At 58.4% G+C, this 21,410-nt stretch carries 20 protein-coding genes; 9 read left to right on the top strand and 11 right to left on the bottom strand.

The window, feature by feature from the left end; genetic code table 11:
- Nucleotides 1-59: 59 nt before the first annotated feature.
- Both ACR3EK_RS05460 and ACR3EK_RS05455 read right to left on the bottom strand, forming a co-directional pair.
- On the bottom strand, nt 60-1,034 hold the full coding sequence (locus ACR3EK_RS05460) for an ABC transporter substrate-binding protein (protein ID WP_093961695.1): 975 nt from the start codon (nt 1,032-1,034) through the stop codon (nt 60-62).
- Between the two features lie 55 nt (nt 1,035-1,089).
- Complete coding sequence (locus ACR3EK_RS05455; protein ID WP_480632871.1) at nt 1,090-2,511, bottom strand: aldehyde dehydrogenase family protein; 1,422 nt, start codon at nt 2,509-2,511, stop codon at nt 1,090-1,092.
- Nucleotides 2,512-2,722: 211 nt separating this feature from the next.
- Here ACR3EK_RS05455 and ACR3EK_RS05450 point away from each other — a divergent pair, with 211 nt between their 5' ends.
- Together ACR3EK_RS05450 and ACR3EK_RS05445 are read left to right on the top strand one after the other, a co-directional pair.
- Nucleotides 2,723-3,823 (top strand): LacI family DNA-binding transcriptional regulator, encoded by a 1,101-nt coding sequence (locus ACR3EK_RS05450; RefSeq protein ID WP_244952396.1) that lies wholly within the window; start codon nt 2,723-2,725, stop codon nt 3,821-3,823.
- Nucleotides 3,824-3,833: 10 nt separating this feature from the next.
- Entirely contained in the window at nt 3,834-5,471 is a 1,638-nt protein-coding gene (locus tag ACR3EK_RS05445) for a GMC family oxidoreductase (RefSeq protein WP_480632870.1), read from the top strand.
- A gap of 148 nt (nt 5,472-5,619) precedes the next feature.
- On the opposite strand, the gene ACR3EK_RS05440 is transcribed toward ACR3EK_RS05445, so the two are convergent.
- Nucleotides 5,620-5,931, bottom strand: coding sequence for a cupin domain-containing protein (locus tag ACR3EK_RS05440; protein ID WP_170339254.1), 312 nt, complete (start codon nt 5,929-5,931; stop codon nt 5,620-5,622).
- A 35-nt stretch (nt 5,932-5,966) separates the two neighbouring features.
- Nucleotides 5,967-6,647: a GntR family transcriptional regulator gene (locus tag ACR3EK_RS05435; RefSeq protein WP_480632869.1), complete on the bottom strand. Its 681-nt coding sequence runs from the start codon at nt 6,645-6,647 to the stop codon at nt 5,967-5,969.
- A 258-nt stretch (nt 6,648-6,905) separates the two neighbouring features.
- On the opposite strand from ACR3EK_RS05435, the gene ACR3EK_RS05430 reads away from it, so the two are divergent.
- From ACR3EK_RS05430 to ACR3EK_RS05415, 4 genes are all read left to right on the top strand, one after another.
- Entirely contained in the window at nt 6,906-7,691 is a 786-nt protein-coding gene (locus ACR3EK_RS05430; RefSeq protein ID WP_480632868.1) for an SDR family NAD(P)-dependent oxidoreductase, read from the top strand.
- A 51-nt stretch (nt 7,692-7,742) separates the two neighbouring features.
- Complete coding sequence (locus ACR3EK_RS05425; RefSeq protein ID WP_093961689.1) at nt 7,743-8,726, top strand: TRAP transporter substrate-binding protein; 984 nt, start codon at nt 7,743-7,745, stop codon at nt 8,724-8,726.
- A 114-nt stretch (nt 8,727-8,840) separates the two neighbouring features.
- Entirely contained in the window at nt 8,841-9,329 is a 489-nt protein-coding gene (locus ACR3EK_RS05420) for a TRAP transporter small permease (protein ID WP_480632867.1), read from the top strand.
- Nucleotides 9,330-9,338: 9 nt separating this feature from the next.
- Nucleotides 9,339-10,619 (top strand): TRAP transporter large permease, encoded by a 1,281-nt coding sequence (locus tag ACR3EK_RS05415; protein ID WP_170339264.1) that lies wholly within the window; start codon nt 9,339-9,341, stop codon nt 10,617-10,619.
- A gap of 181 nt (nt 10,620-10,800) precedes the next feature.
- Here ACR3EK_RS05415 and ACR3EK_RS05410 read toward each other — a convergent pair whose 3' ends face one another.
- On the bottom strand, nt 10,801-12,057 hold the full coding sequence (locus ACR3EK_RS05410) for an NADH:flavin oxidoreductase/NADH oxidase family protein (RefSeq protein ID WP_480632866.1): 1,257 nt from the start codon (nt 12,055-12,057) through the stop codon (nt 10,801-10,803).
- A gap of 51 nt (nt 12,058-12,108) precedes the next feature.
- Here ACR3EK_RS05410 and ACR3EK_RS05405 point away from each other — a divergent pair, with 51 nt between their 5' ends.
- On the top strand, nt 12,109-12,486 hold the full coding sequence (locus ACR3EK_RS05405) for a MerR family transcriptional regulator (RefSeq protein WP_170363770.1): 378 nt from the start codon (nt 12,109-12,111) through the stop codon (nt 12,484-12,486).
- A 51-nt stretch (nt 12,487-12,537) separates the two neighbouring features.
- On the opposite strand, the gene ACR3EK_RS05400 is transcribed toward ACR3EK_RS05405, so the two are convergent.
- The 5 genes from ACR3EK_RS05400 to ACR3EK_RS05380 form a co-directional block, all read right to left on the bottom strand.
- Complete coding sequence (locus ACR3EK_RS05400) at nt 12,538-13,269, bottom strand: proteasome-type protease (protein ID WP_170339269.1); 732 nt, start codon at nt 13,267-13,269, stop codon at nt 12,538-12,540.
- 11 nt (nt 13,270-13,280) lie between these two features.
- Nucleotides 13,281-14,078, bottom strand: a complete 798-nt coding sequence (locus ACR3EK_RS05395; RefSeq protein WP_480632865.1) for a transglutaminase family protein — start codon at nt 14,076-14,078, stop codon at nt 13,281-13,283.
- Nucleotides 14,079-14,081: 3 nt separating this feature from the next.
- Complete coding sequence (locus tag ACR3EK_RS05390) at nt 14,082-15,023, bottom strand: alpha-E domain-containing protein (RefSeq protein ID WP_480632864.1); 942 nt, start codon at nt 15,021-15,023, stop codon at nt 14,082-14,084.
- 2 nt (nt 15,024-15,025) lie between these two features.
- Nucleotides 15,026-16,444, bottom strand: a complete 1,419-nt coding sequence (locus ACR3EK_RS05385; RefSeq protein WP_170339274.1) for a circularly permuted type 2 ATP-grasp protein — start codon at nt 16,442-16,444, stop codon at nt 15,026-15,028.
- A gap of 238 nt (nt 16,445-16,682) precedes the next feature.
- Entirely contained in the window at nt 16,683-17,588 is a 906-nt protein-coding gene (locus ACR3EK_RS05380) for a LysR family transcriptional regulator (protein WP_480632863.1), read from the bottom strand.
- Between the two features lie 87 nt (nt 17,589-17,675).
- On the opposite strand from ACR3EK_RS05380, the gene ACR3EK_RS05375 reads away from it, so the two are divergent.
- Together ACR3EK_RS05375 and ACR3EK_RS05370 are read left to right on the top strand one after the other, a co-directional pair.
- The gene (locus ACR3EK_RS05375) at nt 17,676-18,548 is read left to right on the top strand and encodes a TauD/TfdA dioxygenase family protein (protein WP_480632862.1); all 873 of its coding nucleotides are present in this window, start codon (nt 17,676-17,678) and stop codon (nt 18,546-18,548) included.
- 51 nt (nt 18,549-18,599) lie between these two features.
- Nucleotides 18,600-19,634 carry a zinc-binding dehydrogenase gene (locus tag ACR3EK_RS05370; protein ID WP_480632861.1) on the top strand — a complete coding sequence of 345 codons (1,035 nt, stop codon included), beginning with the start codon at nt 18,600-18,602 and terminating at the stop codon, nt 19,632-19,634.
- Between the two features lie 202 nt (nt 19,635-19,836).
- Here ACR3EK_RS05370 and ACR3EK_RS05365 read toward each other — a convergent pair whose 3' ends face one another.
- Complete coding sequence (locus ACR3EK_RS05365; RefSeq protein ID WP_480632860.1) at nt 19,837-21,396, bottom strand: fasciclin domain-containing protein; 1,560 nt, start codon at nt 21,394-21,396, stop codon at nt 19,837-19,839.
- Nucleotides 21,397-21,410 lie beyond the last annotated feature (14 nt).

Here is a 21,410-nt window from a genome sequence, read left to right as displayed (position 1 = left end):
TTCCTCCGATTGCTTGCAGGCGGCACCGACCAAAGGCCAGCACCACCTACCAGGGAGAATCAATAGGCTTCGTCGATGTGATCGGCCGCGTTGTCCTTGGTAAAGATGCGATCTTCGACTTTCACCCATTCCGGGATCGTCTCGCCAGCCGCGTATTTCTTCATGACTTCACAGGCCAGAGGGCCGAAGAAAGGCGAGCTTTCGACCGTGACGCCCATCTTGCCGTCGATGATGGCTTGTAGCGCATCGCGTGTCCCGTCGATTGAAACGATGGTCACGTCCTCGCCGGGTTTGCGGCCGGCCAGCTCCAGAGCCTGGATCGCGCCGATCGCCATCTCGTCATTGTGGGCGTAGACCACGTTCACGTCGGGATGCGCCTGCAGCAGGGTTTCCATCACCTGACGACCCAGGTCGCGTGCAAAGTCCCCGGTCTGAGAGGCCACGATCTCAAAACGGTCATCCGCTGCAATCGCGTCGTCGAAGCCCTTTTTGCGGTCATTTGCAGGCGAGGACCCTGTCGTGCCTTCCAACTGGACGATGATGCCTTTGTCGCCCTCGAAATTCTCCATCAGCCATTGCGCGGCCCGGTTGCCCTGATCAATGAAGTCCGATCCAAGAAATGCCACGAAATGTTCGCCCGGCTTGGCGACGGCTGGATCAACCGAACGGTCCACCAGAAAGGTCGGAATGCCGGCGGCACGAGCCTTCATAACGGCCGGGATCAGCGGCTTTTCTTCCCGCGGGGGCAGGAACAGGACGTCGATGCCTTGCGCGATCATGCTGTCCACATCCGCAACCTGCTTGGCCGCAGATCCGGCCGCATCCGTCGCGATAAGATCCCAGCCGCAGGCCTCTGCCGTGTCATGGAACGATTTCGTCTCGGCAATGCGCCAGGGATTGTTCGACTCCATCTGCGCAAAGCCGACCTTGTAGCGATCTTTCTGCTCAAGCGGCGGCAGATCCTGTGCCATCGCCGTGGTGCCCAACAGCGCACCTGCGACAACCGTCGAGATCAAAAGAGTTCTTCGTTTCATGGTTATTCCTCCTCCATTGGTGCGGTCGCCTCCGTTTTGACCGCGAGTTTTCAGGTCATGCCCAATTCATGTAAGTCGTCTGTTTCCTCAGATAGCCATCGAAGCCATAGGCGCCGTCTTCGCCCCCAACCCCGGACAGCCCCCAACCTGTGTGAAACCCCTGCACGGCTTCGCCGTTCGAACGGTTCAGGTACAGTTCGCCGAACTTCAAACGGCTCGGGGCCTCCATCAATCGGCGGTGCGATGCCGTAAAGAGATAGGCGGACAGCCCGAATGACGTGTCATTCGCCAAGGCTATCGCCTGATCAAAATCATCGACTCGCATGGCTGTCGCCACGGGACCAAAGACCTCCTCCTGCATCGCGGCATTGCCGTTGTCGGAGACCTCAAGAACGGTCGGGGACATCCAGTGCCCTTTGCCGTGCGCGCCGTCCGTCAAAGGCCCACCTTCGAGATGCACCGTGGCACCCTCTGCGATGCTGCGTTGGATGATTTCGGCGACCTTGGTCACTTCGACCTTGCTGACTTTGGGCCCCAGGTCGCAGTCCTCCATCGGATCCCCGATCGACAAAGCGCGGGCTTCTGACACGAATTTTTCCAAGAATTGATCTGCAATGCCGCGATGCAGATACATACGCTCGTTGCAGGTGCAGATCTGGCCGCAATTGGCAAACCGGGCGGCAATGGCGGCCGAAACGGCGGCGTCAACATCCGCATCCTCCATCACGATGAACGGAGCCTTGCCCCCAAGCTCGAGCCGGACAACCTTGATCCGGTCGGCCGCTGTGCGAAAAATCTCTTTCCCGGCGCGCGTGCTGCCGGTCATCGTGATCAGCGACGTATCGGGGTGTTCGACCAACCGCTGCCCAACCACCGGCCCTCTCCCCGTCAGAACACTCAGAACACCGGGCGGAAACCCTACCTTGTCCGCAAGCTCGGCAACCGCAAGACCGGAAAGCGGCGTGATTTCATGTCCCAACAAAACAACGGTGTTGCCCGCGACCAGCGCTGGCCCGATTTTCCTGGCCGCCAATGCCAAGGGATAGTTCCAGGCCGTCAGCGCAACGACAACCCCATAGGGATGGCGCCGAATCTGGATTTCTTCGGACCTGTTGTCCGAGGCCACTATGTCACCCGAAATCCGCCGGGCCTCTTCAGCTGCATGGCAAAGAAAGGTAGCGGCGGCATCCACTTCACCTCGGGCCTGCGAGATCGGCTTGCCCTGCTCGGCTGTGATCAAAGCAGCCAGACGCGCGGCGTCGACCCGGATGGCCTCGGCGAGCTTTCGGACCATTTGCGCCCGCTCGATCGCCGGGCGCGCAGACCACGCGCCAAAAGCCCTGCGGGCCGCCTCGACCGCCGCATCGGCATGCATGGCACCACCATCTGGAACCTGTGCTACGATCTCTTCATTTGCAGGGTTTTCGACATCGACCGCGTCCGCGTCAAAGTCGGCAAAGCGGCCATCGATGAACATCGAATGGCGAACGACTTGACCCAACTCCCCCACTACAGACCGCAATTTCGCCTCCCGCACTTGCTCGGCCAGACCACAATGGCGACCGCACCGCCGATCAAAACACTAATAATATTATTTCGTCAACACTAATATTAATTATCACTTACTAATATTAGTTGCGCACCCTCCGCATAGTCGATAAAAAGGATGCGAACAAAAAGGTTGAGCGATGAACGATCAAGCGAACAAAGCCGGGCAGCACAGGGGTGTAGGACGAGTCGCGGGCCGGCAGCGCGTGACGATGCACGACATTGCGCGCGTCGCCGGGTGTTCGCAGACGACAGTATCGCTGGTTCTCAACAAGAATGATTCCGTCAAGATCTCCGAGGATACCAAGCAACGGGTCCTGGATGCCGCCAACACGCTTGGATACGCCATGCCCTCTCAACTCAGGAAACCCCAGGACAGCGCGCGCCGGCCCGCGGCGCTGGACGGAACCATAGCTTTCGTCGTGGATGATCTGGCGTCGAGCCCCGAGATGGTGAACGCGTTCAACGGGGTGAAACAGGCCGTTCGGGACACCGGAAACCTTGTGTTGCTGGCCGAAACACAAAACGACCCCGAGGTCGAGCCCAGAACGCTGAGGTATTTCCTCGACCAACAGGTTGCAGGCATCATCTACGCGACCGTTTTTACGCGGCGGGTGGTCGTGCCGGATATCCTCAGGCAGACGGCCACCCCGGTTCTGCTGTTGAACTGCTTCTGCGACGACCTCTCTTTTCCTGCGGTGATCCCCGGCGAAGTCGCTGCCGGACATACGGCGACCAACGCCCTGATCAAGGCCGGGCACAAACGAATTGCCACCATCACCGGCGAGCCGTTCATGGAATGCGCCGCCGGGCGTACGACCGGGTACAGAAACGCCCTGGCTTCCGCCGACATTCCATTTGACGAGGATTTGGTCATCGAGGGCAACTGGCTGCCCAGCGCAGGCTACGCCGCCACGCGCGAATTGATGGACCTGCCCTCTCCGCCAACCGCCATTTTCTGCCAGAATGACCGCATGGCCATCGGCTGCTATGAGGCTCTCAAGGAACTTGGCCTGTCCATCCCCGAGGACATTTCAGTCATCGGATTTGACGATGACGAAACCGCGCGGCACCTGTCGCCGCCCCTGACGTCGATGATCCTTCCCACCCGGGCGATGGGACGCTGGGTCGTCGAACAGCTGTTCCATGGACCGACGGACGGTCAGCGGCATCCACTCGTGAAGCTGGAATGCGAACTGGTCGAGCGCGACTCGATCAGCGAGCCCAAACGCCGGACCTGAAGGCGAAATCATGACGGAAACCTTCGATCACATCGTCATCGGCGGCGGCTCGGCCGGCGCCGCGGCAGCAGCGCGGCTGGTCAACAAAGGCAAGTGCAGGGTTCTGGTGCTGGAGGCGGGGCATTCGCATCGCCATCCGCTGCTGGACATGCCGCCGGGTATCTTCAAGATGATCAACGGGTCCAAGTTCATGACCTACCACCAGACCGAACCGCAGGACCACCTGGACGGCCGCGTGCATGACATTCCGCAGGCCAACGTGCTGGGCGGCGGGTCGTCGGTGAATGCGCAGGTCTATATGCGCGGTCGGCCTTCCGACTATGACGCATGGAACGACCTGCTGAGACAGACCAACGACGGGGTCGGCTGGGGATGGGATGATGTGCTGCCTTATTTCCGCAGGATGGAAGGCAACAACAGGCTGCACAACGACCTGCATGGCAGCGACGGTCCGGTGCAGGTCTCGGATCCGGGGCATATCGACGACATGTCCCGTTGGTTCGTTCAGTCGGTGCAGGCCCTTGGCGAACCATTCAACACGGACTTCAACGGCGCAACGCAGCGCGGCGTCGGGTTCTATCAGTTCACCAATCGCGCCGGAAAGCGCAGCTCGTCAGCTTACGCTTTCCTCGCTCCACTTGAGGCGAACCCGAATTTGACCATCCGGTTGGGCGCAAAAGTCAGCAAAGTCATCATCGAAAACGATCGGGCCGTCGGCGTGCAGTATCGAGACAAACGCGGGTCCCACACCGTCCGATGTGATGGTGAGGTTGTGCTTGCCGCTGGCGCCCTGGTCACGCCGAAAATTCTAATGCTGTCGGGTATCGGACCGGATGAACATCTTGCCGAACACGATATTGCCGTGGTCTGCCCATTGCCCGGGGTCGGCCAAAACCTGATCGACCACCCCGAAGTTCCGATCACCGCCTTTGCCAACGGCCCTTACGGATATTTCAAACAAGGTGAGGGCTGGCGGATGCTGCGCAACGGCATCCAGTTCAAGCTGTTCGGCAGCGGCCCGGTGACGTCGGCCGGGGTAGAAGCCGGCGCGTTCGTCAATCCGTCGAACCCTGCTGGAGAACCGACCATTCAGGCCTTTTGCGTTCCCATCGTCTATCTGGATCGCGACGCGCTGGACGAGGTGCAGGATGACTTTGGCCTGACCGTCACGACCGTCGTGGTCAAACCGAAATCACGCGGTGAGGTTCGGCTTCGCTCGGCAGACCCCGACGCCATGCCGGTGGTTTCGCCGAACCTTCTTAAGCATGAAGACGACATGCAGGAGATGATCCGGGGGCAGCGTTTCTTTCGCCGGGCATTCACTTCGGGCCCGCTTGCGCAAAGGATCCGCGAAATCGTGATTCCTACAGCGGACGACGACCAGACGCTGCGAGCACACTGCAAACGGTTCGTGAAAACCAACTATCACCCGGCGGGCACCGCCAAAATGGGCCAGGACGGCGACGGTATGGCCGTGCTGGACGCCAGAATGCGCGTGCGTGGGATCGAGAGCTTGCGGGTGTGCGACATGTCCGCCGTGCCGGATATCAACGCCGGCAACACAAACGCACCCGCCATGATGCTGGGCGAACGATGTGCTGACCTGATCCTTGGCATTGGATCAGCACGCGAGGACCGCAATTCCTAGCCCAAGCTGCGGGGCCGCTGTCGGTTGATCCGATTTCCGGCGCAATGATATGCCCCCTGCCCCGCCCGTCTCGCCAAAAAACAGATTAACCAGCCGCAAGGCTTCAAGAAAATCGCAGCCCGAAGCAAGGGCGCTCGCGGAAAGCGCCTTACAGAAAGTCGTCCCGCCTGGGCGTGAAACAATCGATCAACTCTCCGGCCGCCAGGCAAACACAACCATGGCTTACGCCGGACGGAATGATCAGGCTGTCACCGGGCCCCAGCTCTCGCTCCTGATCTCCGATGACGAAATTGAACCGCCCGGACCGCACAAATGTCGACTGCACATGCGGGTGGTCGTGCAGTGCGCCTTCGGCACCTTTCTCAAAGCGGAAGGACACCATCATGAGGTCTTCGTGATCTGCCAAAACCTGGCGCGAGACGCCCGGCGCGGGCGACACAATCGGATAGCTTTTTGTCATGATGCAGTGTCCTCGGTCAGGTGGCGGCGTTCATTTCACTCGAAATACTCGGCATGTTTCGCGTAAACCTCCTCGATGGTCTTGTCGATACGGCCCAGATGACGGCGAATGGTTTCGCTTGCCAGCGCCTCGTCGCGGTCTGCAAGCGCCTTGGCCAGCGCCACATGATCCCGAACCAGAGTCTCGGCCTCGCTCTCGCGCCCTAGGCTCAGAACACACAGGCGGTCGATCTTTCTTTTGCATTCCTGGATCGTGTCGAAGGCCAGCGGGTTGCCGCTCAGCTCGCAAATCAACCGGTGAAAGTCGTAGTCGAGTTGATGGAACTCTTCGGCGTCGCTCCTTGAAACCACGTCTTTCTGCCGCCTGAGATTGTCTTCCAGCAGCTTCGAGTATTCGGGCTTCCAGACCTGGCATGCAGCGCGCACCACCTCCAACTCGACGGCCAGGCGAACAAAGCGTGCATGACCGATCCGTTCCATCGAAAAGCTACGGACCCGGGTGGCTTTCTGAGGCCGGATCAGCAGCAAATCCTGCGCCTCGAGCCTGTTGAAAGCATCGCGGACGGGCTGTCTGGACACCTCAAATTTTTTTGCGATGTCGGCTTCGGACAGTTTCGTCCCCGGCAGGATTTCAAGCGAAACGATCGCCTCGTACAGGCTCTCATAAACGATGTCGGTGGTTGTGCGCCGCTCGATCTTGTCCGTAATACTTTGCATTTCCTGCCTTTTTCTGCGCGTGACCAACTCGGGTGATCTTCTGAGGCTCGAGGCCCCTCTCTCGATACTCCTCAATGTATCTCCAGCCAATTGATTTGGCACGCACCGTGCGATGCCTTTTGTGATCCCCAAACAAAGTTGTTGACAATACTAGTATACTAGTCGACTAAAATACGCAATACTGCTTCTTGCCCGTCCGAACTCAAAGATCGGAACGGGCGCGCGGCAGGCTGACCGGGGATCCAAAGGGACAAGAGAATGACCGAATTGAACGCCAAACAGATTGGCCTGAACCGGGACCTTGCAGGGAAGGTTGCGATCGTGACCGGCGGCGGACGGGACATCGGCCGTGCCTGCGTTCTGAAACTGGCCGAGGCCGGAGCATCGGTCGCAATCAACTATCACAGCTCATCCACGGGTGCAGAGTCTGCGGTCCAGGAGATTACGGCTGCCGGCGGTCAGGCGATTGCCGTACAGGGCGACATGACGTCAGGCGCGGATGTGGACAGGCTGGTCTCAGAAACGATTGCCGCCTTCGGGCCCCGGATCGACATTCTTGTCCATGTGACCGGAGGGTTGGTGGCCCGAAAGACCCTGTCTGAGATGGACATGGACCATTGGCGTTACGTTATGGACCTGAACACCACTTCTTTTGCCCGCGCCGTTCAGTCGGTGTTGCCGCACATGAAAAAAGGCGGCGCGATCGTCGGGTTCGCCAGTCAGGCGGGTCGTGACGGGGGTGGTCCCGGCGCGGTTGCCTATGCGGCCTCGAAGGGGGCGGTCATGACGATGACACGTGGGCTGGCCAAGGAACTGGGGCCCGAGATCCGGATCAATTCGGTTTGCCCGGGCATGATCGACACAGACTTCCACAATGTCTTCACCAAGACCGAAGTCCGCACCAACGTGGCCAGCGCCACACCGCTGAAACGCGAAGGCACGTCCGAGGATGTGGCAAACCTGGTCGCGTTTCTGGCCTCGGACGCCGCCGCTTTCATTACGGGCGCGAACATCGACATCAACGGAGGCCTGCTCTTTTCATAGCCGGCTCCGACCGATCACCAAAAACATCTGTCTGCTTCTAGGGAGGAAAGCATGAACACCAAACTTACAAAAACACTGATCGGCGCCGCAGCCATGGTCGTCATGACCGGCAGCGCATCTTTGGCCGAGGATTGGCGCGGGTGGAACATCCACGCAGACGGCTACCCGAATACTGTCGCGATGGACAAATTCGCCGAACTGGTCACCGAAAAGACCGGCGGTGAAATCAACCTGCAAATGTTCCACGGCGGCACATTGGGCAGCCAGCCCGATGCGGTCGAACAGGTCCGCGCTGGCGCCTTGGAGGTCGGAAATTTCAACCTGGGTCCGATTGGCCCGATTGTCGCCGAGGCAAATGTCGTTTCATTGCCCTTCATCTTCAAGGACGTCCCACACATGTTCCGCGTTCTGGACAGCGAGGGCGGTGCCGCGATCGCGGCCGGTATGGCAGCCAAGGGATTGACCCCGCTTGCCTGGTATGACGCCGGCGCCCGATCCTTCTACAACGGGACCAAGCCGATCAATACCCCGGCCGATGTCCAGGGCATGAAAGTGCGGGTCATGAACAACGATCTGTTCACCGGCATGATTGCCGAACTTGGCGGCAACCCCTCGCCCATGGCCTTCGCCGAGGTTTATCAGGCCCTGAAGACCGGGGTCGTCGATGGCGCCGAGAACAACTGGCCGTCCTACGAGTCGACCGGCCATTTCGAGGTTGCCGGCTATTACTCGCTGTCCCAGCACCTGATCATCCCTGAATGCGTGTGCGTCAACACCGACAAATTCAACGCCTTGTCGCCCGAACTGCAGGCCGCAGTCAGAGAGGCGGCGCAAGAGTCCGCCGAGTTGCAGCGGCAATTGTGGGCCGAGCGTGAAGCGGCCAGCCGCGCGGCGGTCGAGGCTGCGGGTGTGGTAGTGAACGAAGTGGCCGACAAAGCGCCGTTCCAGGCCGCGATGGCCCCGGTCTACGAAGCCTATTTCGCAACCAACCCTGACCTCCGCCCGTTGGTTGAAACCATCCAGGCGACCGAGTGATCGGACCGTATCGGATCTGATACCGTCCGGCCCTGCCAATGCGGGGCCGGACATCTGGTCAAGAGTTTCAGGCTTATGAGCAATACATCTCCGCCCCCGCCCTCAGTGCGCACTATGGTCAAGATCCTCGACCGCATCGCCGATGCATGTCGGATCGTGACCGGTGTCGCGCTGGTCGTGGTCACCGTGATATTCGGCTGGCTCGTCTTCGGCCGCTACGTCCTGAACGCAACGCCAACGTGGGTCGAGCAGGTCGCCCTGTTGCTGGTCATGACAATCGCGTTCATCGGCGCGGCGGTCGGTGTGCACGACAACACGCATTTGTCCGTGTCCCTAGTGCGCTCGGCCGTTCCGCAGCGAGTCAGGACGGCTCTAGTCGTTTGCACGGATGTGATCATGGCCGGATTCGGTGCTCTGATGCTGGTGTTCGGGGCGCGGCTTACGATGTTCAAATGGGGGTCGCTCATCCCCTTGATCCAGGTTCCAGAAGGCTTGCGGTCATTGCCCCTGACCATTGGCGGGGGCCTTATCCTTGTGTTTTCCGTTGGTCACCTGATCCGCCTCTGCGTCGGTTTTGACGAGCGAAAAGACAGCATCGAATAGAGGCGGATCATGGGAATTCTTCTTTTGCTTGGCGTCTTCGCCCTGTGTGTACTGATCGGAACACCCGTGGCCTTCGCCTTGGGCATTGCCGCCATCTCGGCGTTCTGGTTCGAAGGTTTGCCGCTGATGATCGGGTTCCAGCGGATCATCTCGGGCATTAACGTTTTCTCGTTGATGGCAATCCCGTTCTTCATCTTCGCCGGCGAACTGATGTTCCACGGCGGGATCGCCATGCGTCTAGTGCGGTTCGCGTCAGCCGCAGTCGGCGCCGTTCGTGGGGGCCTGGGCATCGTGAATGTGTTTTCGTCGATGTTGTTTGGTGGAATTTCCGGATCGGCCATCGCCGACATATCTGCTCTCGGCTCAATTCTTGTTCCCGTGATGAAGGAGAAAGGCTACGACGCGGACTATGCGGTCAATGTGACGGTCACGTCGTCGATCGCAGGGATCATCATCCCGCCCAGTCACAACATGATTATCTTCGCCATTGCAGCGGGGGGGGGCATTTCGATCTCGAAGCTTTTCCTCGCGGGTGTAGTTCCGGGCGTGTTGATGTGCCTCTGCCTTGCCGTCGCCGCGTATCTTGTTGCGGTGCGCCGAGGGTATCAGGCCGAAACCTTTCCGGGCTGGAAGGCTCTGGTCATCAGCTTTCTCAGCGCGATCCCCGGGCTGCTGACTGCCGTGATCATCGTCGGAGGTGTCCTGTCAGGCATCTTCACGGTCACCGAATCCGGGGCGTTCGGCGCCATCTATGCCTTTGTCGTCACGCTCGTGGTCTACCGGAGCATCACCTGGGACAAGTTCTGCATCGCGGTTGCGTCGGCCGTACGTACGACGGCCATGGTCATGATCCTGATCGCCTGCGCGGGAGCCTTTGCCTACATGCTGACGTTCTACAGAGTGCCGGATAAAACGGTGGATCTGCTGACAGGCCTGACGGAAAACCCGATCCTTATCCTACTGATGATCAATGCGGTCTTGTTGCTTCTGGGTATGATCATGGACATGGCTGCCCTGATCCTGATCTGCACGCCGATCTTCCTGCCGGTTGCCAACAGCCTTGGTATTGATCCCCTGCAGTTCGGAATGATTTTGCTGGTAAATCTGGGCCTGGGACTGTGCACCCCTCCGGTTGGCTCCTGCCTGTTTGTCGGCTGCGCCGTTGGCAAACTGCCGATGGAAAAGGCGGTTCGGACGATATGGCCCTTTTACCTGGCAATTCTGGTCGCTCTGATGCTGATCACCTTTGTGCCCGCAATCTCGCTGACCCTGCCAGGGTTGCTTGGTTAAAAGCGGCGAGCAGGCAAAAATTCGGGCGCAACCTGTGTAAGGTTGCGCCCATTTCCAACTCTGGCGGCAACGGAAGAAACACCTGCGGTCGGCGCCGGAAGCCGAGCGTCAAAGGTGCCGCCACACGGTGATCACCCGCACAAACGCCTTTGGCTCCTTGCTTTAGGCGTCCCAGACCACATTATGCTCGGGCATCGCGCCAAGAACGGTATCGTTTCGTCCATCGCTTCGCCCGCATCTGATTTCGCATCAGCGCAAAAAACGCCGAGTGCGGTACCTTCGGTGGCCTGCCATTTGCCAGTCGTTCAAGCTGGAAATACGCCAGCACCATCGAGGCGAACCCCGCCAGCCTTCTGTTTTTCCAAGACACTTCCGGGATATTGACCGACTCTGATTTGCCATTCCGCCAGTTTTCGACAAGATCAGGTTCAAACGCCATAGCACGGGCCACCCCCAGAACCGAGACGCCAATCCCGCCCCTTTTGTTGGCCAATGCATCCTCGGCAACAGCCCGAGAGCGAATGCCGCCGGTCACCATGATCGGCATTTTCGCGTCAGCAGCGATGTCCCGCGCAAAGTCTACAAAATAGGCTTCGCGCCGGGCCGTGCTGGTGCCATCCTCCTGCCTGCCCTGCATGGCCGGACTCTCATAGGAACCGCCGGACAATTCGACCAGATCAATAGCCATACCGCCAAGTTGGTTGACCACCCATTTGGCATCATCCTGCCCAAATCCACCTTTCTGAAAATCAGCCGAGTTCAGCTTCACCGAAACGGTGAAACCCTTGGACACGCTGGCCCGGATCGCGCGCACGACCTCAAACAGGAAACGCACCCTATTCTCCAAAGAGCCGCCCCAATGGTCGGTACGGCGATTGGTCAAGGGCGATAGAAACTGGCTGATAAGATAGCCGTGGGCGGCATGTATCTGAACGCCGTCAAATCCTGCTTCTTCGGCCAACGCAGCTGTTCGAGCAAAACGGGAAATCAGGTCTTGAATTTCGGCCTCGGTCAGGGCCCGCGGCGGGTTGAAGTTTTTGGACATACCGGGGATCTCGACCGGAACGTCGGAGGCCGACACCGTTTCTTCGCCCAGGCTCGCCAGGACCTGACGACCGGGATGATTGATCTGCATCCAGATTGCTCCGCCGCGCATCTGCCCTGCCTCGGCCCATTCCCGGAAAGGCGCAAGATCAGTTCCGTCTTCCAGAACCACGCTGGCGGGGCCGGACAGCGCATCAGCCGAGACCATTACATTTCCAGTAATCAACAAGCCCGCGCCGCCCGCAGCCCAGCGGCGATAAAGCCGGTGAATTTTCTCGTCTGGCACCTGCCCGAAAGCCGCCAGGCTTTCTTCCATTGCAGCTTTTGCCAGACGGTTTCTGAGAACCGCCCCGTTTGGCAATGTGAGCGGTTCGAACAGCGGTGAAACAGTCATCTTGGGATCCTTTTCTTCTCGATCCCAGGTGATATAAACCTTCGATAATGGTTGAAGGTCAAGGGCATGAAGATCGGAAAATTGGCAGAAGCCACGGGCGTGTCAGCGTCAAGCATTCGGTTCTACGAAAAACACGGCCTGATCCCACCGCCCGAGCGCCTAGAGAACGGTTATCGCGACTATCCCGACGCAATGATTTCCCGTATCAAAACCATCGCAATGAGCAAGTCGCTTGGCTTTTCTCTGTCGGAAATCAAGCGCTTCCTTCCGGAAGACCCGGAAATCACTATCCCGCGGCCCGAGGTGATCGCGAACCTAAAAAGCAAGTTGGCCGATGTGGATCAAAAGATCAAAGACCTGCACGGGATTCGCCGCGACTTGGACCAGATGATCGCCTATCTGAGTGACCCTGAGTCAAATGGCTGCTGAGGGTTTGGCAGCCTGAAACCTGCGCCCTGCGGGAGCACAAGATTTCGCTCCTCAGGCTTCGTATGCCGGAAGCTTTGACAGGGCGACCTTCAGCGCATCGCCCCACCCTTCGGATATGGTCCGAAAGTACTGATCGTCAGGCTCGAACCTTGAACGCGTGCCGGCCGTAAGGCTGTCTTCCTCATAAAGCAGCAGATCAAGCGGTGCACCGACGGACAAATTGGCCTTGATCGTTGAATCGAAACTGACCAGCAACAGCTTTACCGTTTCGGAAAAGCTCATGTCCGGATCAAACGCACGTACCAGTATGGGGCGGCCGTACTTCGTCTCACCGATCTGAAAGAACGGGGTATCCTCACCGGCCTCGATGAAATTGCCCTCGGGATAGATCAGAAACAGGCGCGACGGGCCGCCTTTGATCTGCCCCCCCAGGATCAGGGTCGCGTGAAAGGCGCTGTCTGCCTGTTGGCCCGCTCGGGAATGCCCCTCGATGACGTCGTTCAGCGTCGCCGCAACCAATTGGGCGACCTGAAACATCGTCGGCGCTTCAAGGATCGACGGCGACCGGTCTTCCGGTGCTTTTGTACGTTCTTCCAGCAGGCTTATGGTGGCTTGGGTGGTCGCCAAGTTGCCAGCCGTCAACAAGGTGATTGAACGGTCGCCTTCGACGGTCCAATTGAACATCTTGTTGAAGGTGGACACGTTGTCGACACCTGCATTCGTGCGCGTGTCCGACATGAAAACCAGTCCGCGGTTCAGCCGCATGCCCACAGCATAGGTCATCAGGTTCTCCGTTACTGCTGTGCGACCTGCAATTGAACCGTCAACTGCTCGCCCGCTGCCCCAATTCTGTTTCCTATTACCGGGGCCGCCTGGGCATAGTCCAGACCGGTTGCGACACGCACGTATCGATCATCGGGTGAAATCCCGTTGGACACGTCGAATCCAACCCAGCCAAGCCCGTCCAAATGAACCTCGGCCCACGCGTGAGTGGCATCCTGCAATTCGGTTTCGTTCATCATCAGGTAACCCGAGACATAGCGGGCCGGCACACCGATCTTCCGCGCACAGGTGATGAACACATGCGCGTGGTCCTGACACACGCCGCGCCCGGCCTTGAGAGCGTCTTCTGCGCTCCAGTCCGGGTGCGAGCCTCCCACTTCGTAGGAGACCTGAGCCCGAACGCTTTCGGACAGCGCATGCATCCGCTCAAGCGGCTCACCATCCGGCAACTCGGCGATTAAGTCTGCAACACCCTTGCCCGGCGTTGTCAAAGGCGTGCTCCGCTGAAAAAGCCACAACGGTGTCGACCCCTCGTGACGTCCCAACACACCATTCGTATCTTCAACCTCGACAACACCTCCCGAGATCAATGAGATGCTCTGTGTATTCGCTTCGAAACTGATCAGCTCCACCGTGTTGCGGTGGTAGTCCTCAAAGCTCAGTTCCTTGCGCCCCCCGGTCACTTCGGTGCTCCAAGAGAGGATATTCTGATTGCGGAAGGATTTGGGCGTCTTTCTCAGCTGCTGCAGGCCAAAGGGAACCGGCGCGTCGAAATCGTATCGTGTCTCGTGGCGAATATGCAGTTTCATTGGTCACTCATAGAACCGGTAGTCAACTTCAATCTGGCGGCTCAAGTTCCCAAGATCCTTCAAAAAGTCCTGAATGTACTCGTGCAGCCCAAGGTCAAAGATATCAGAAATCTGCCGGTCGAGGTACTTTTCGGACAGCGCATCGGCCGCCGTAACCGACGGCCCCGCAAAGCCATAGTCTTTGCTGAGATAAGAAAGGTTCTCTTGGATTTTCCTGCAGCAGAAATGCAGGCTGCGTGGCATCCGCTGATCGAGGATCAGAAACTGAGCGATTTCCGACGGCCGGGTATTCTGGCCGTGGGTCATGCGATAGCCACCACCCGCACCCACGGACCGCAGGATGCTCTCCCATTGGATGTTGTCCAGTGACGAACCGACCGAAAAGGCCGTGGGTAGAAGGACATAGTACTTCACGTCCAGGATGCGCCCGGTATTGTCGGCCCGCTCGACAAACGTGCCGATCCGGGTGAAGTCGAAAATATCGTTGCGCAGCATGGTCCCTAGCGTCGCACCACGAACCAGAGCCGCCTGTTGACGAATAAGCTCCAGCGTCCCCGGCAGGTCTCTCTCGTTCACGCGGCGCTTCATGGCTTGATCAATCTGCATCCACGTGGCGTTCACCGCGCTCCAGACATCATGGGTCAATGCGGTTCGAACAAGGCGCGCGTTGTCTCGCGCCAGCTTGATGACCGACTTGATCGAGGATGGATTGTCGGCATCTCGCAACATCCAATCCACGGCATTGTCTTTTGAAACCTCATCATATTTGGCGCTGTAACCGCCGAAAACGCCGGCGGTTTTCAGAACCGAGCCCCATTCCGCATCGGAGTTCTTGGTCCGGGTCAGCGCCATCCTCTGGCCTGTTTCAAGCAGTCTGGCCGTGTTTTCCGCCCTCTCAAGATACCGGGACATCCAGAACAACCCGCCAGCAGTTTTTCCCAGCATGGTCAGTCCTCCAGAACCCAGGTGTCTTTGGTCCCGCCGCCTTGGCTTGAATTCACGACCAGGGACCCTTTTTTCAGCGCAACGCGCGTCAGGCCGCCGGGAGTGATCTCGATCCCATCCGGGGACACCAGAACAAACGGCCGCAGATCGACATGCCGGGGGGCAAGTCCCGAACGGGCGAAGATTGGTACTGTCGAGAGAGACAACGTGGGCTGCGCGATATAGTTCGACGGCCGCGACTTGAGCTTGTCACGGAAGGCCGCAATCTCTTTCTTGCTGGCGGTCGGGCCGATCAGCATTCCATAGCCGCCCGAGCCGTGCACCTCTTTGACGACAAGATCCGACAGGTTGTCCAATACGTAGGACAGCGACTCGGGGTCGCTGCAGCGCCACGTAGGAACGTTTTTGAGCAGAGGCTTCTCGCCCGTGTAGAACTCAACGATTTCCGGCATGTAGGAATAGATTGCCTTGTCATCGGCAATGCCCGTGCCCGGCGCGTTGGCGATCGTAATACCCCCAGCACGATAGACGTCCAGAATGCCGGGAACGCCCAGCGCGCTGTCCGGGTTGAAATTCAGCGGGTCCAGGAAATCATCGTCAACCCGGCGGTAAAGAACGTCGATTGGTTTGTAACCTCGCGTGGTGCGCATGCAGACGCGCCCGTCGACAACCCGCAGGTCGTGGCCCTCGACCAGTTCCACGGCCATCTGATCGGCCAGAAACGCATGTTCAAAATAGGCTGAATTATAGATCCCCGGTGTCAATACCGCGACGGTCGGCTCGCCATCCGCGCAGGCCGGCGCACTGGCCGCAAGCGAGCGTCTCAGATTGCGGGGATAATCGGATACATTGCGCACATTCGTGGCGCTGAAAAGCTCGGGAAACATCTTCAGCATGGTTTCCCGGTTTTCGAGCATGTAGCTGACCCCGGACGGCGTACGGGCGTTGTCTTCCAACACGAAGAACTCGTCTGGCCCAGTACGCACCAGATCGACGCCAACCACATGGGTGTAGACCTGCCCCGGCGGTGAGACACCCAGCATCTGCGGCAGGAAGGCTTCGTTGCTGGCAATCATCTCTGCCGGAACGCGACCGGCACGCACGATTTCCTGACGGTGATAGATGTCGTGAAGAAACGCATTGATCGCCCGAACCCGCTGTTCGATGCCACGCTCCAGACGTTGCCATTCGCGTCCTGAAATCACGCGCGGAACGATGTCAAATGGGATCAAACGTTCTTCGGCCTCGGTCTTGCCGTAGACGTTGAAAGTAATCCCCGTCAGCCTGAAAACTTCTTCGGCTTCGCGCTGTTTGGCCCTCAGCCGTGAGACATCTTCCGCATTGAACCAACGTCCGATCTCTTCGTAAGGACCTCTGAGAGATCCGTCGCCGTTGAACATCTCATCAAAATACTCGCTCATACGAGAAGTGTGACGATCAATTCAAACTTTGCAAGTTGTACGGGCTTTTCCAGTTGGCGGCCTACCAAGAAATGCACAGTTTTCGAGCGAACAGCAGCCCGCCCGTCGGTGACGGAATTGGTTCTGGGTGCAGCGAAAATCATCGCCGCCACTCTACCGGCTTCTGGCTTCAATAACGTGCAGCCACCAAAGCAATTCTCGAAAGCAATCAGGGGCCTCGGCTCCGCCTGAGAACCGACTAGGGTCCCACCGCATCCAGCAGCGCGCCCCGGACTGCGTCCACCATTCTGGCACGAGGGGACATTGCCACACTCGCAAGACCGACGATGCGTCGGGGTCCGAACTGCTCCAGAGGAATTTTTCTGAGCCGCAAATGGTCATAAGACGCCAGACGACTGTCAGGTATGATCGAGACCCCGAGTTCCGCGGCGACCATGCTTGATATTGCCTCGAGGCTTTCAAGCTCCATGGCGTCTTTGACTTCTATGCCCATCCTTTGCAGCCAGGTCTCGATCTGCCTCCCCACAACTGCGTCGCGAGTGAACCGGATAAACGGCAACGCGCCGAGCAGTTCTTCGGGAGAAAGGTCCGGAGTTTTTTCCGAGACGAGCAGGACCAGTTTCTCGGTCACGATTTCCGAGAATTCCAGCGACTTCGGAAGGATATCCGGGCGTGAGATGATTGCCGCGTGAACCTGTTTGCGGTCCAGCTGCAACAGCAGCTGATTGGTCAAGCCCGGAACAATTCTGACACGCACGTCAGGATGCTCTGACTTCAGCCTTGATAACGCAGCAGGCACCAAACCCGTCAAAGTCGTTGGAACTGCACCCAAGATTATCTCGCCTGCAAGCTCCTTGTCCGATCTCACCTTGTCAGCCAGGCCATCATACGCGGCAACGACCGCCGCCGCTTCTTCAACAAGCATGAGCCCCGCACTGGTCAGTTTGGGTGTCTTCGCCGACCGGTCAAACAAGTCGAGCCCCCACATGACTTCAAGGTTCCGCATCTGATGGCTTACCGCCGACGGCGTCAGATGCTCAGCCTCCGATGCGGCTCGAAAGCTTCCATGCCGATGTATTGCGACCAGAGTTCGCAGCGCTCGAATGCTCATCCCAAAGACCTCGCCACCTTTGTCCGGGTCCATGAAAGGTGAGAGAATTTCACCGATTGATCAAATCATTTTCGTTTTTGTTTACATTTTTTGATCTGTACCCTGCACGAAACAGGCTCAATGAAACAGCGCCCCGAGGTCCCCATGGTTGCCCCAAAGTCCAACACCTACACGTCCATCGTTGCCCAGCCTTTCGCTCCTAACCTCGGGGCCGAGATCTATGGGGTCGATTTGAGCCAGCCTGTGCCCGAAGACCAGTTCGCCGAGATCCGCGATGCCTTTCACACCTATCAGGTTCTGTTCTTCAAAGAGCAGAAAGAGATACCGCCTGCGCAGCACATCGAGTTTGGGAAACGCTTCGGGCCGCTCCACGTACACCCCGCAGCCCCAACGATGGAAGGGTATCCGGAGATATTCGAGATCCATGCCACCAAAAATTCAAAGGTAGCCAACGGTGAGTTCTGGCACTCGGACGTGTCATGTGATGAGACGCCGCCATTGGGAACATTGCTTCAGATCCACATTGCCCCTCCTTGCGGCGGGGACACCATGTTCAGCGATATGTATGCGGCTTACGATGATCTGTCCGAACCGATCAAAAGCATGCTCGGCGGCCTGTCCGCCCTCCACAGCTCCGAGCACATATACAAGGGCCGGTACAGCGACCGGGGCCAAAAGGACGCGGATATTGATTGCCCCGAAGCAATTCATCCGATCGTCAGAACTCACCCCGAGACAGGACGAAAATCGCTGTTCGTCAACCGAACGTTCACAACGAAGATTATCGGCTTGTCGGCCAAGGAAAGTGAGGCGATCCTCAACATGCTTTTCGAGCATGCCGAACAGATCAACTATCAAATCCGGTTCCGGTGGTCGCTCAACGATATGGCGTTTTGGGACAATCGTTGCTGTATGCATCGTGCCATCTGGGACTATTGGCCCGCGGAACGAAAGGGGCGGCGTGTAACCGTGAAAGGCGACCGACCCGTCTAGTTCTGACGGGACGGGATTTCTGGGTCGAAGAAACCATTTTGGGAGCGCGAAGTGCGAGCTGCAGTCGTCAGAGAGTTCAACGAGGACCTTTCGATTGAAACGGTCCCGGACCCAACCTGCCCCGACAACGGAGTGGTCTTGGAGGTCGCCGCCTGCGGCGTGTGCCGCTCGGACTACCACGGCTGGTCCGGTGCCCACCCGAAAGTTCAAAACGGCTCCATCCTGGGGCACGAATACTGTGGCACCGTGGTCGAGGCCGGGTCCAATGCGAAACACAAAGTGGGTGATCGCCTCATCGCCCCATTCATCCTAGGGTGCGGCAGTTGCCATGCCTGTCAAACCGGAGTGTCGAATACCTGCGCCAACCAGATCGTTCCCGGATTTGGCGCACCGGGCGCCTATGCGGAATATGTTGCGGTGCCCTTTGACCATAACTTGGTTCACTTGCCAGACACACTCTCCCCTGCCCTCGCCGCCGGCCTGGGATGCCGCGTCACCACCGCATGGCATGCTTTGACGGACCGAGCAGATGTTGCTGCGGGCGAATGGGTTGCCGTCCATGGAACCGGTGGAATTGGTCTGTCCGTTCTCTTGCTTGCGAAAATGCTGGGATGCCGGGTTGTCGTGGTGGATGTCGTCGACGAGAAACTCGAGCACGCAAAACGCCACGGCGCGGACGCGACGGTCAATGCATCCAAAGAGGATGCGGCGACCGCGATCCTGGATATCACCGGTGGAGGAGCGCAGGTTTCCATCGAAGCTCTGGGCATCGAAACAACGACGAACGCTTCGCTGGAGTGCCTCGCGATCTTGGGCCGTCATGTACAGATTGGGATGCCGTCGGGTGAAGGTTGGATGCGCATGAACATGCGCGCGATATATTCCAAACAGCTCTCGGTTTTTGGCACCCGGGGCATGCCGTCCTGGAAATACCCGCGTCTGCTTGGACTGATCGAGCGGGGTGACGTTGACATACAGCCGATGGTGGCCAGAGAGGTCCGCCTTGAGGATGCCAGCGGTGAGCTTCGCGCAATGCGTGGCCCGACCTCGCCCGGCACCGCAGTAATCACGAGTTTTCGGCCTTGATTGGGTGCCTGCGCCTTGCAGTATGCACGCGGGCCAAAAGAATGAAAGTGTTGAAAATCGATAACTTATGGAAATTTATGGCGTTTGCCCCGGCTGTCGCCACCCACACATCCAAAACACTGTTACCGAAAAATGTAGTGAAGCCGTTTCAACAAGAAAAGCCCGCCCAAACAGTTTTGGTCGGTCCAGGCGGGCTTGCCTATCAGAGAATGAAATCACCTTCGTCTAGGCTGCTGGCACGGACGCCGAACAACGAGATTTCCGTGTCTCCCAAATCGATCTTGGTCTTGAAGAAACGGCCGCTGATCGCATCCTCGACTTCCTCGTAATCTGTGAAGCCATAGGCGCTGAGGTCGATCTTGTCGCGACCTGCGCGAAAGCCGAACACAGTGTCATGACCGCCGCCTTGTTCAAAGACGAAGCTGTCAGAGCCCGAGCCGCCGATGAGTTTGTCGTTTCCGGCACCGCCCGCGATCTCGTCATTTCCACGGCCGCCGAAGATGATGTCGTTTCCACCCTCTCCGTTCAGGGTGTCGTCACCCTTGCCGCCGAAAACCTTGTCCCGACCGTCACCGGCGAGAACCAGATCGTCACCACGTCCTGCAAAAACGATATCGTTGCCGCCCTTGGCATCGATCAGGTCATTGTCCCGACCTGTGCGGATGACTTCGCGCCCATCGTCTCCGATGACGAAATCGACTGCACCTGAACCGTCAGATTGCAGCAGATCGGCGGGCAGCAGAACGCCGTTCAACACATGGATCACACCGTTCGACGCCTGAATGTCGGTCGCGATGAGGCTTGGATCCTGAACGTCCGGATCGGCATCGACCAGGGTAAGGGTCTCGGCATCCACACCAATCGTTCCACCCTGGAGCGTTTCGATTTCCTCAGACGCCAGAACCTGGCTGGCCTGCAGGCTTTCACCCGAGACATGGTAGGTCAGCACCGTCGTCAACAGCTCGATGGGATCGTTTCCGCCGTTGAGCAAACGCAGTGCGTCAACAAGGTATGCAAATGCCCCGCCCTCATCACTGCCTTCGTATCCCAGCGAGTTCGAGAGCGCGATAAACGCGTCATCGGTCGGCGCAAAGGCGGTAAGGTCGGCATTCGGGTCATTCAGGGCGCCCGCCAGATCAGCGGCGATCAGGGCTTCTCGGAGAATGTCGAAATCACCCCCGTTTTCGTCAAAACCGGATGCGCCGCTTACCGCAAGAACGGTTTCGGTGATCGTCGGGGCGTCATTTCCTGGCAGATCGATCGGCAGCAGAACGCGATCAATTACGTGGACCACGCCGTTGTCCGCCAGAATGTCTGTCTGCACCAGCGACGGGTTGATGAGGTCCGGCTCCAGATCGCCAAGTGTCGGCAGTTCGGACGCGTCGATCACGCCGCCCTGAAGTGAGGTCACCGAACCCGCCGACGCAATCTCAGACGACCCTTGGGTGCCAACTGCAACATGATAGGTGACGATCGTCTCAAGCAGCGTTGCGGTTTCGACCGGATCTTCGTTCAAAGAGGTCAGAAATGCGGTTACGGCTGCGGTGTCAGTAACGTCGCCCGCAAAACCCAGATCAGCTGCGAGCTGCCCGAATGCCGCGTTTGTCGGGGCAAAAACCGTGTAGGTCGCAGAAGGATCGCCAGCCGTTCCACTGAGGACACCAAGGTAGTCAGTCCCCTTCTGGTCATCGATAAAACCTATTGCTGCGACAAGAATGCTAAAGCTTGGATTTCCTGCGGCAATTCCTGCAATTGTCGTCATAATTTCCTCCACCT

This window comes from Ruegeria sp. BC8 (genome assembly GCF_056535705.1).
The sequence above is the reverse complement of the archived record's forward strand: the minus strand, read 5'-3'. Positions and strand labels throughout refer to the sequence as shown.

Bases quoted from the DNA above. Each gene is read 5' to 3' on its own strand.
- ACR3EK_RS05460 (WP_093961695.1), bottom strand. From the start codon at position 1,034: ATGAAACGAAGAACTCTTTTGATCTCGACGGTTGTCGCAGGTGCGCTG.
- ACR3EK_RS05450 (WP_244952396.1), top strand. From the start codon at position 2,723: ATGAACGATCAAGCGAACAAAGCCGGGCAGCACAGGGGTGTAGGACGA.
- ACR3EK_RS05455 (WP_480632871.1), bottom strand. From the start codon at position 2,511: ATGTTCATCGATGGCCGCTTTGCCGACTTTGACGCGGACGCGGTCGAT.
- ACR3EK_RS05425 (WP_093961689.1), top strand. From the start codon at position 7,743: ATGAACACCAAACTTACAAAAACACTGATCGGCGCCGCAGCCATGGTC.
- ACR3EK_RS05430 (WP_480632868.1), top strand. From the start codon at position 6,906: ATGACCGAATTGAACGCCAAACAGATTGGCCTGAACCGGGACCTTGCA.
- ACR3EK_RS05420 (WP_480632867.1), top strand. From the start codon at position 8,841: ATGGTCAAGATCCTCGACCGCATCGCCGATGCATGTCGGATCGTGACC.
- ACR3EK_RS05365 (WP_480632860.1), bottom strand. From the start codon at position 21,396: ATGACGACAATTGCAGGAATTGCCGCAGGAAATCCAAGCTTTAGCATT.
- ACR3EK_RS05375 (WP_480632862.1), top strand. From the start codon at position 17,676: ATGAAACAGCGCCCCGAGGTCCCCATGGTTGCCCCAAAGTCCAACACC.
- ACR3EK_RS05380 (WP_480632863.1), bottom strand. From the start codon at position 17,588: ATGGACCCGGACAAAGGTGGCGAGGTCTTTGGGATGAGCATTCGAGCG.
- ACR3EK_RS05415 (WP_170339264.1), top strand. From the start codon at position 9,339: ATGGGAATTCTTCTTTTGCTTGGCGTCTTCGCCCTGTGTGTACTGATC.
- ACR3EK_RS05440 (WP_170339254.1), bottom strand. From the start codon at position 5,931: ATGACAAAAAGCTATCCGATTGTGTCGCCCGCGCCGGGCGTCTCGCGC.
- ACR3EK_RS05410 (WP_480632866.1), bottom strand. From the start codon at position 12,057: ATGACTGTTTCACCGCTGTTCGAACCGCTCACATTGCCAAACGGGGCG.
- ACR3EK_RS05400 (WP_170339269.1), bottom strand. From the start codon at position 13,269: ATGACCTATGCTGTGGGCATGCGGCTGAACCGCGGACTGGTTTTCATG.
- ACR3EK_RS05385 (WP_170339274.1), bottom strand. From the start codon at position 16,444: ATGAGCGAGTATTTTGATGAGATGTTCAACGGCGACGGATCTCTCAGA.
- ACR3EK_RS05435 (WP_480632869.1), bottom strand. From the start codon at position 6,647: ATGCAAAGTATTACGGACAAGATCGAGCGGCGCACAACCACCGACATC.
- ACR3EK_RS05445 (WP_480632870.1), top strand. From the start codon at position 3,834: ATGACGGAAACCTTCGATCACATCGTCATCGGCGGCGGCTCGGCCGGC.
- ACR3EK_RS05395 (WP_480632865.1), bottom strand. From the start codon at position 14,078: ATGAAACTGCATATTCGCCACGAGACACGATACGATTTCGACGCGCCG.
- ACR3EK_RS05390 (WP_480632864.1), bottom strand. From the start codon at position 15,023: ATGCTGGGAAAAACTGCTGGCGGGTTGTTCTGGATGTCCCGGTATCTT.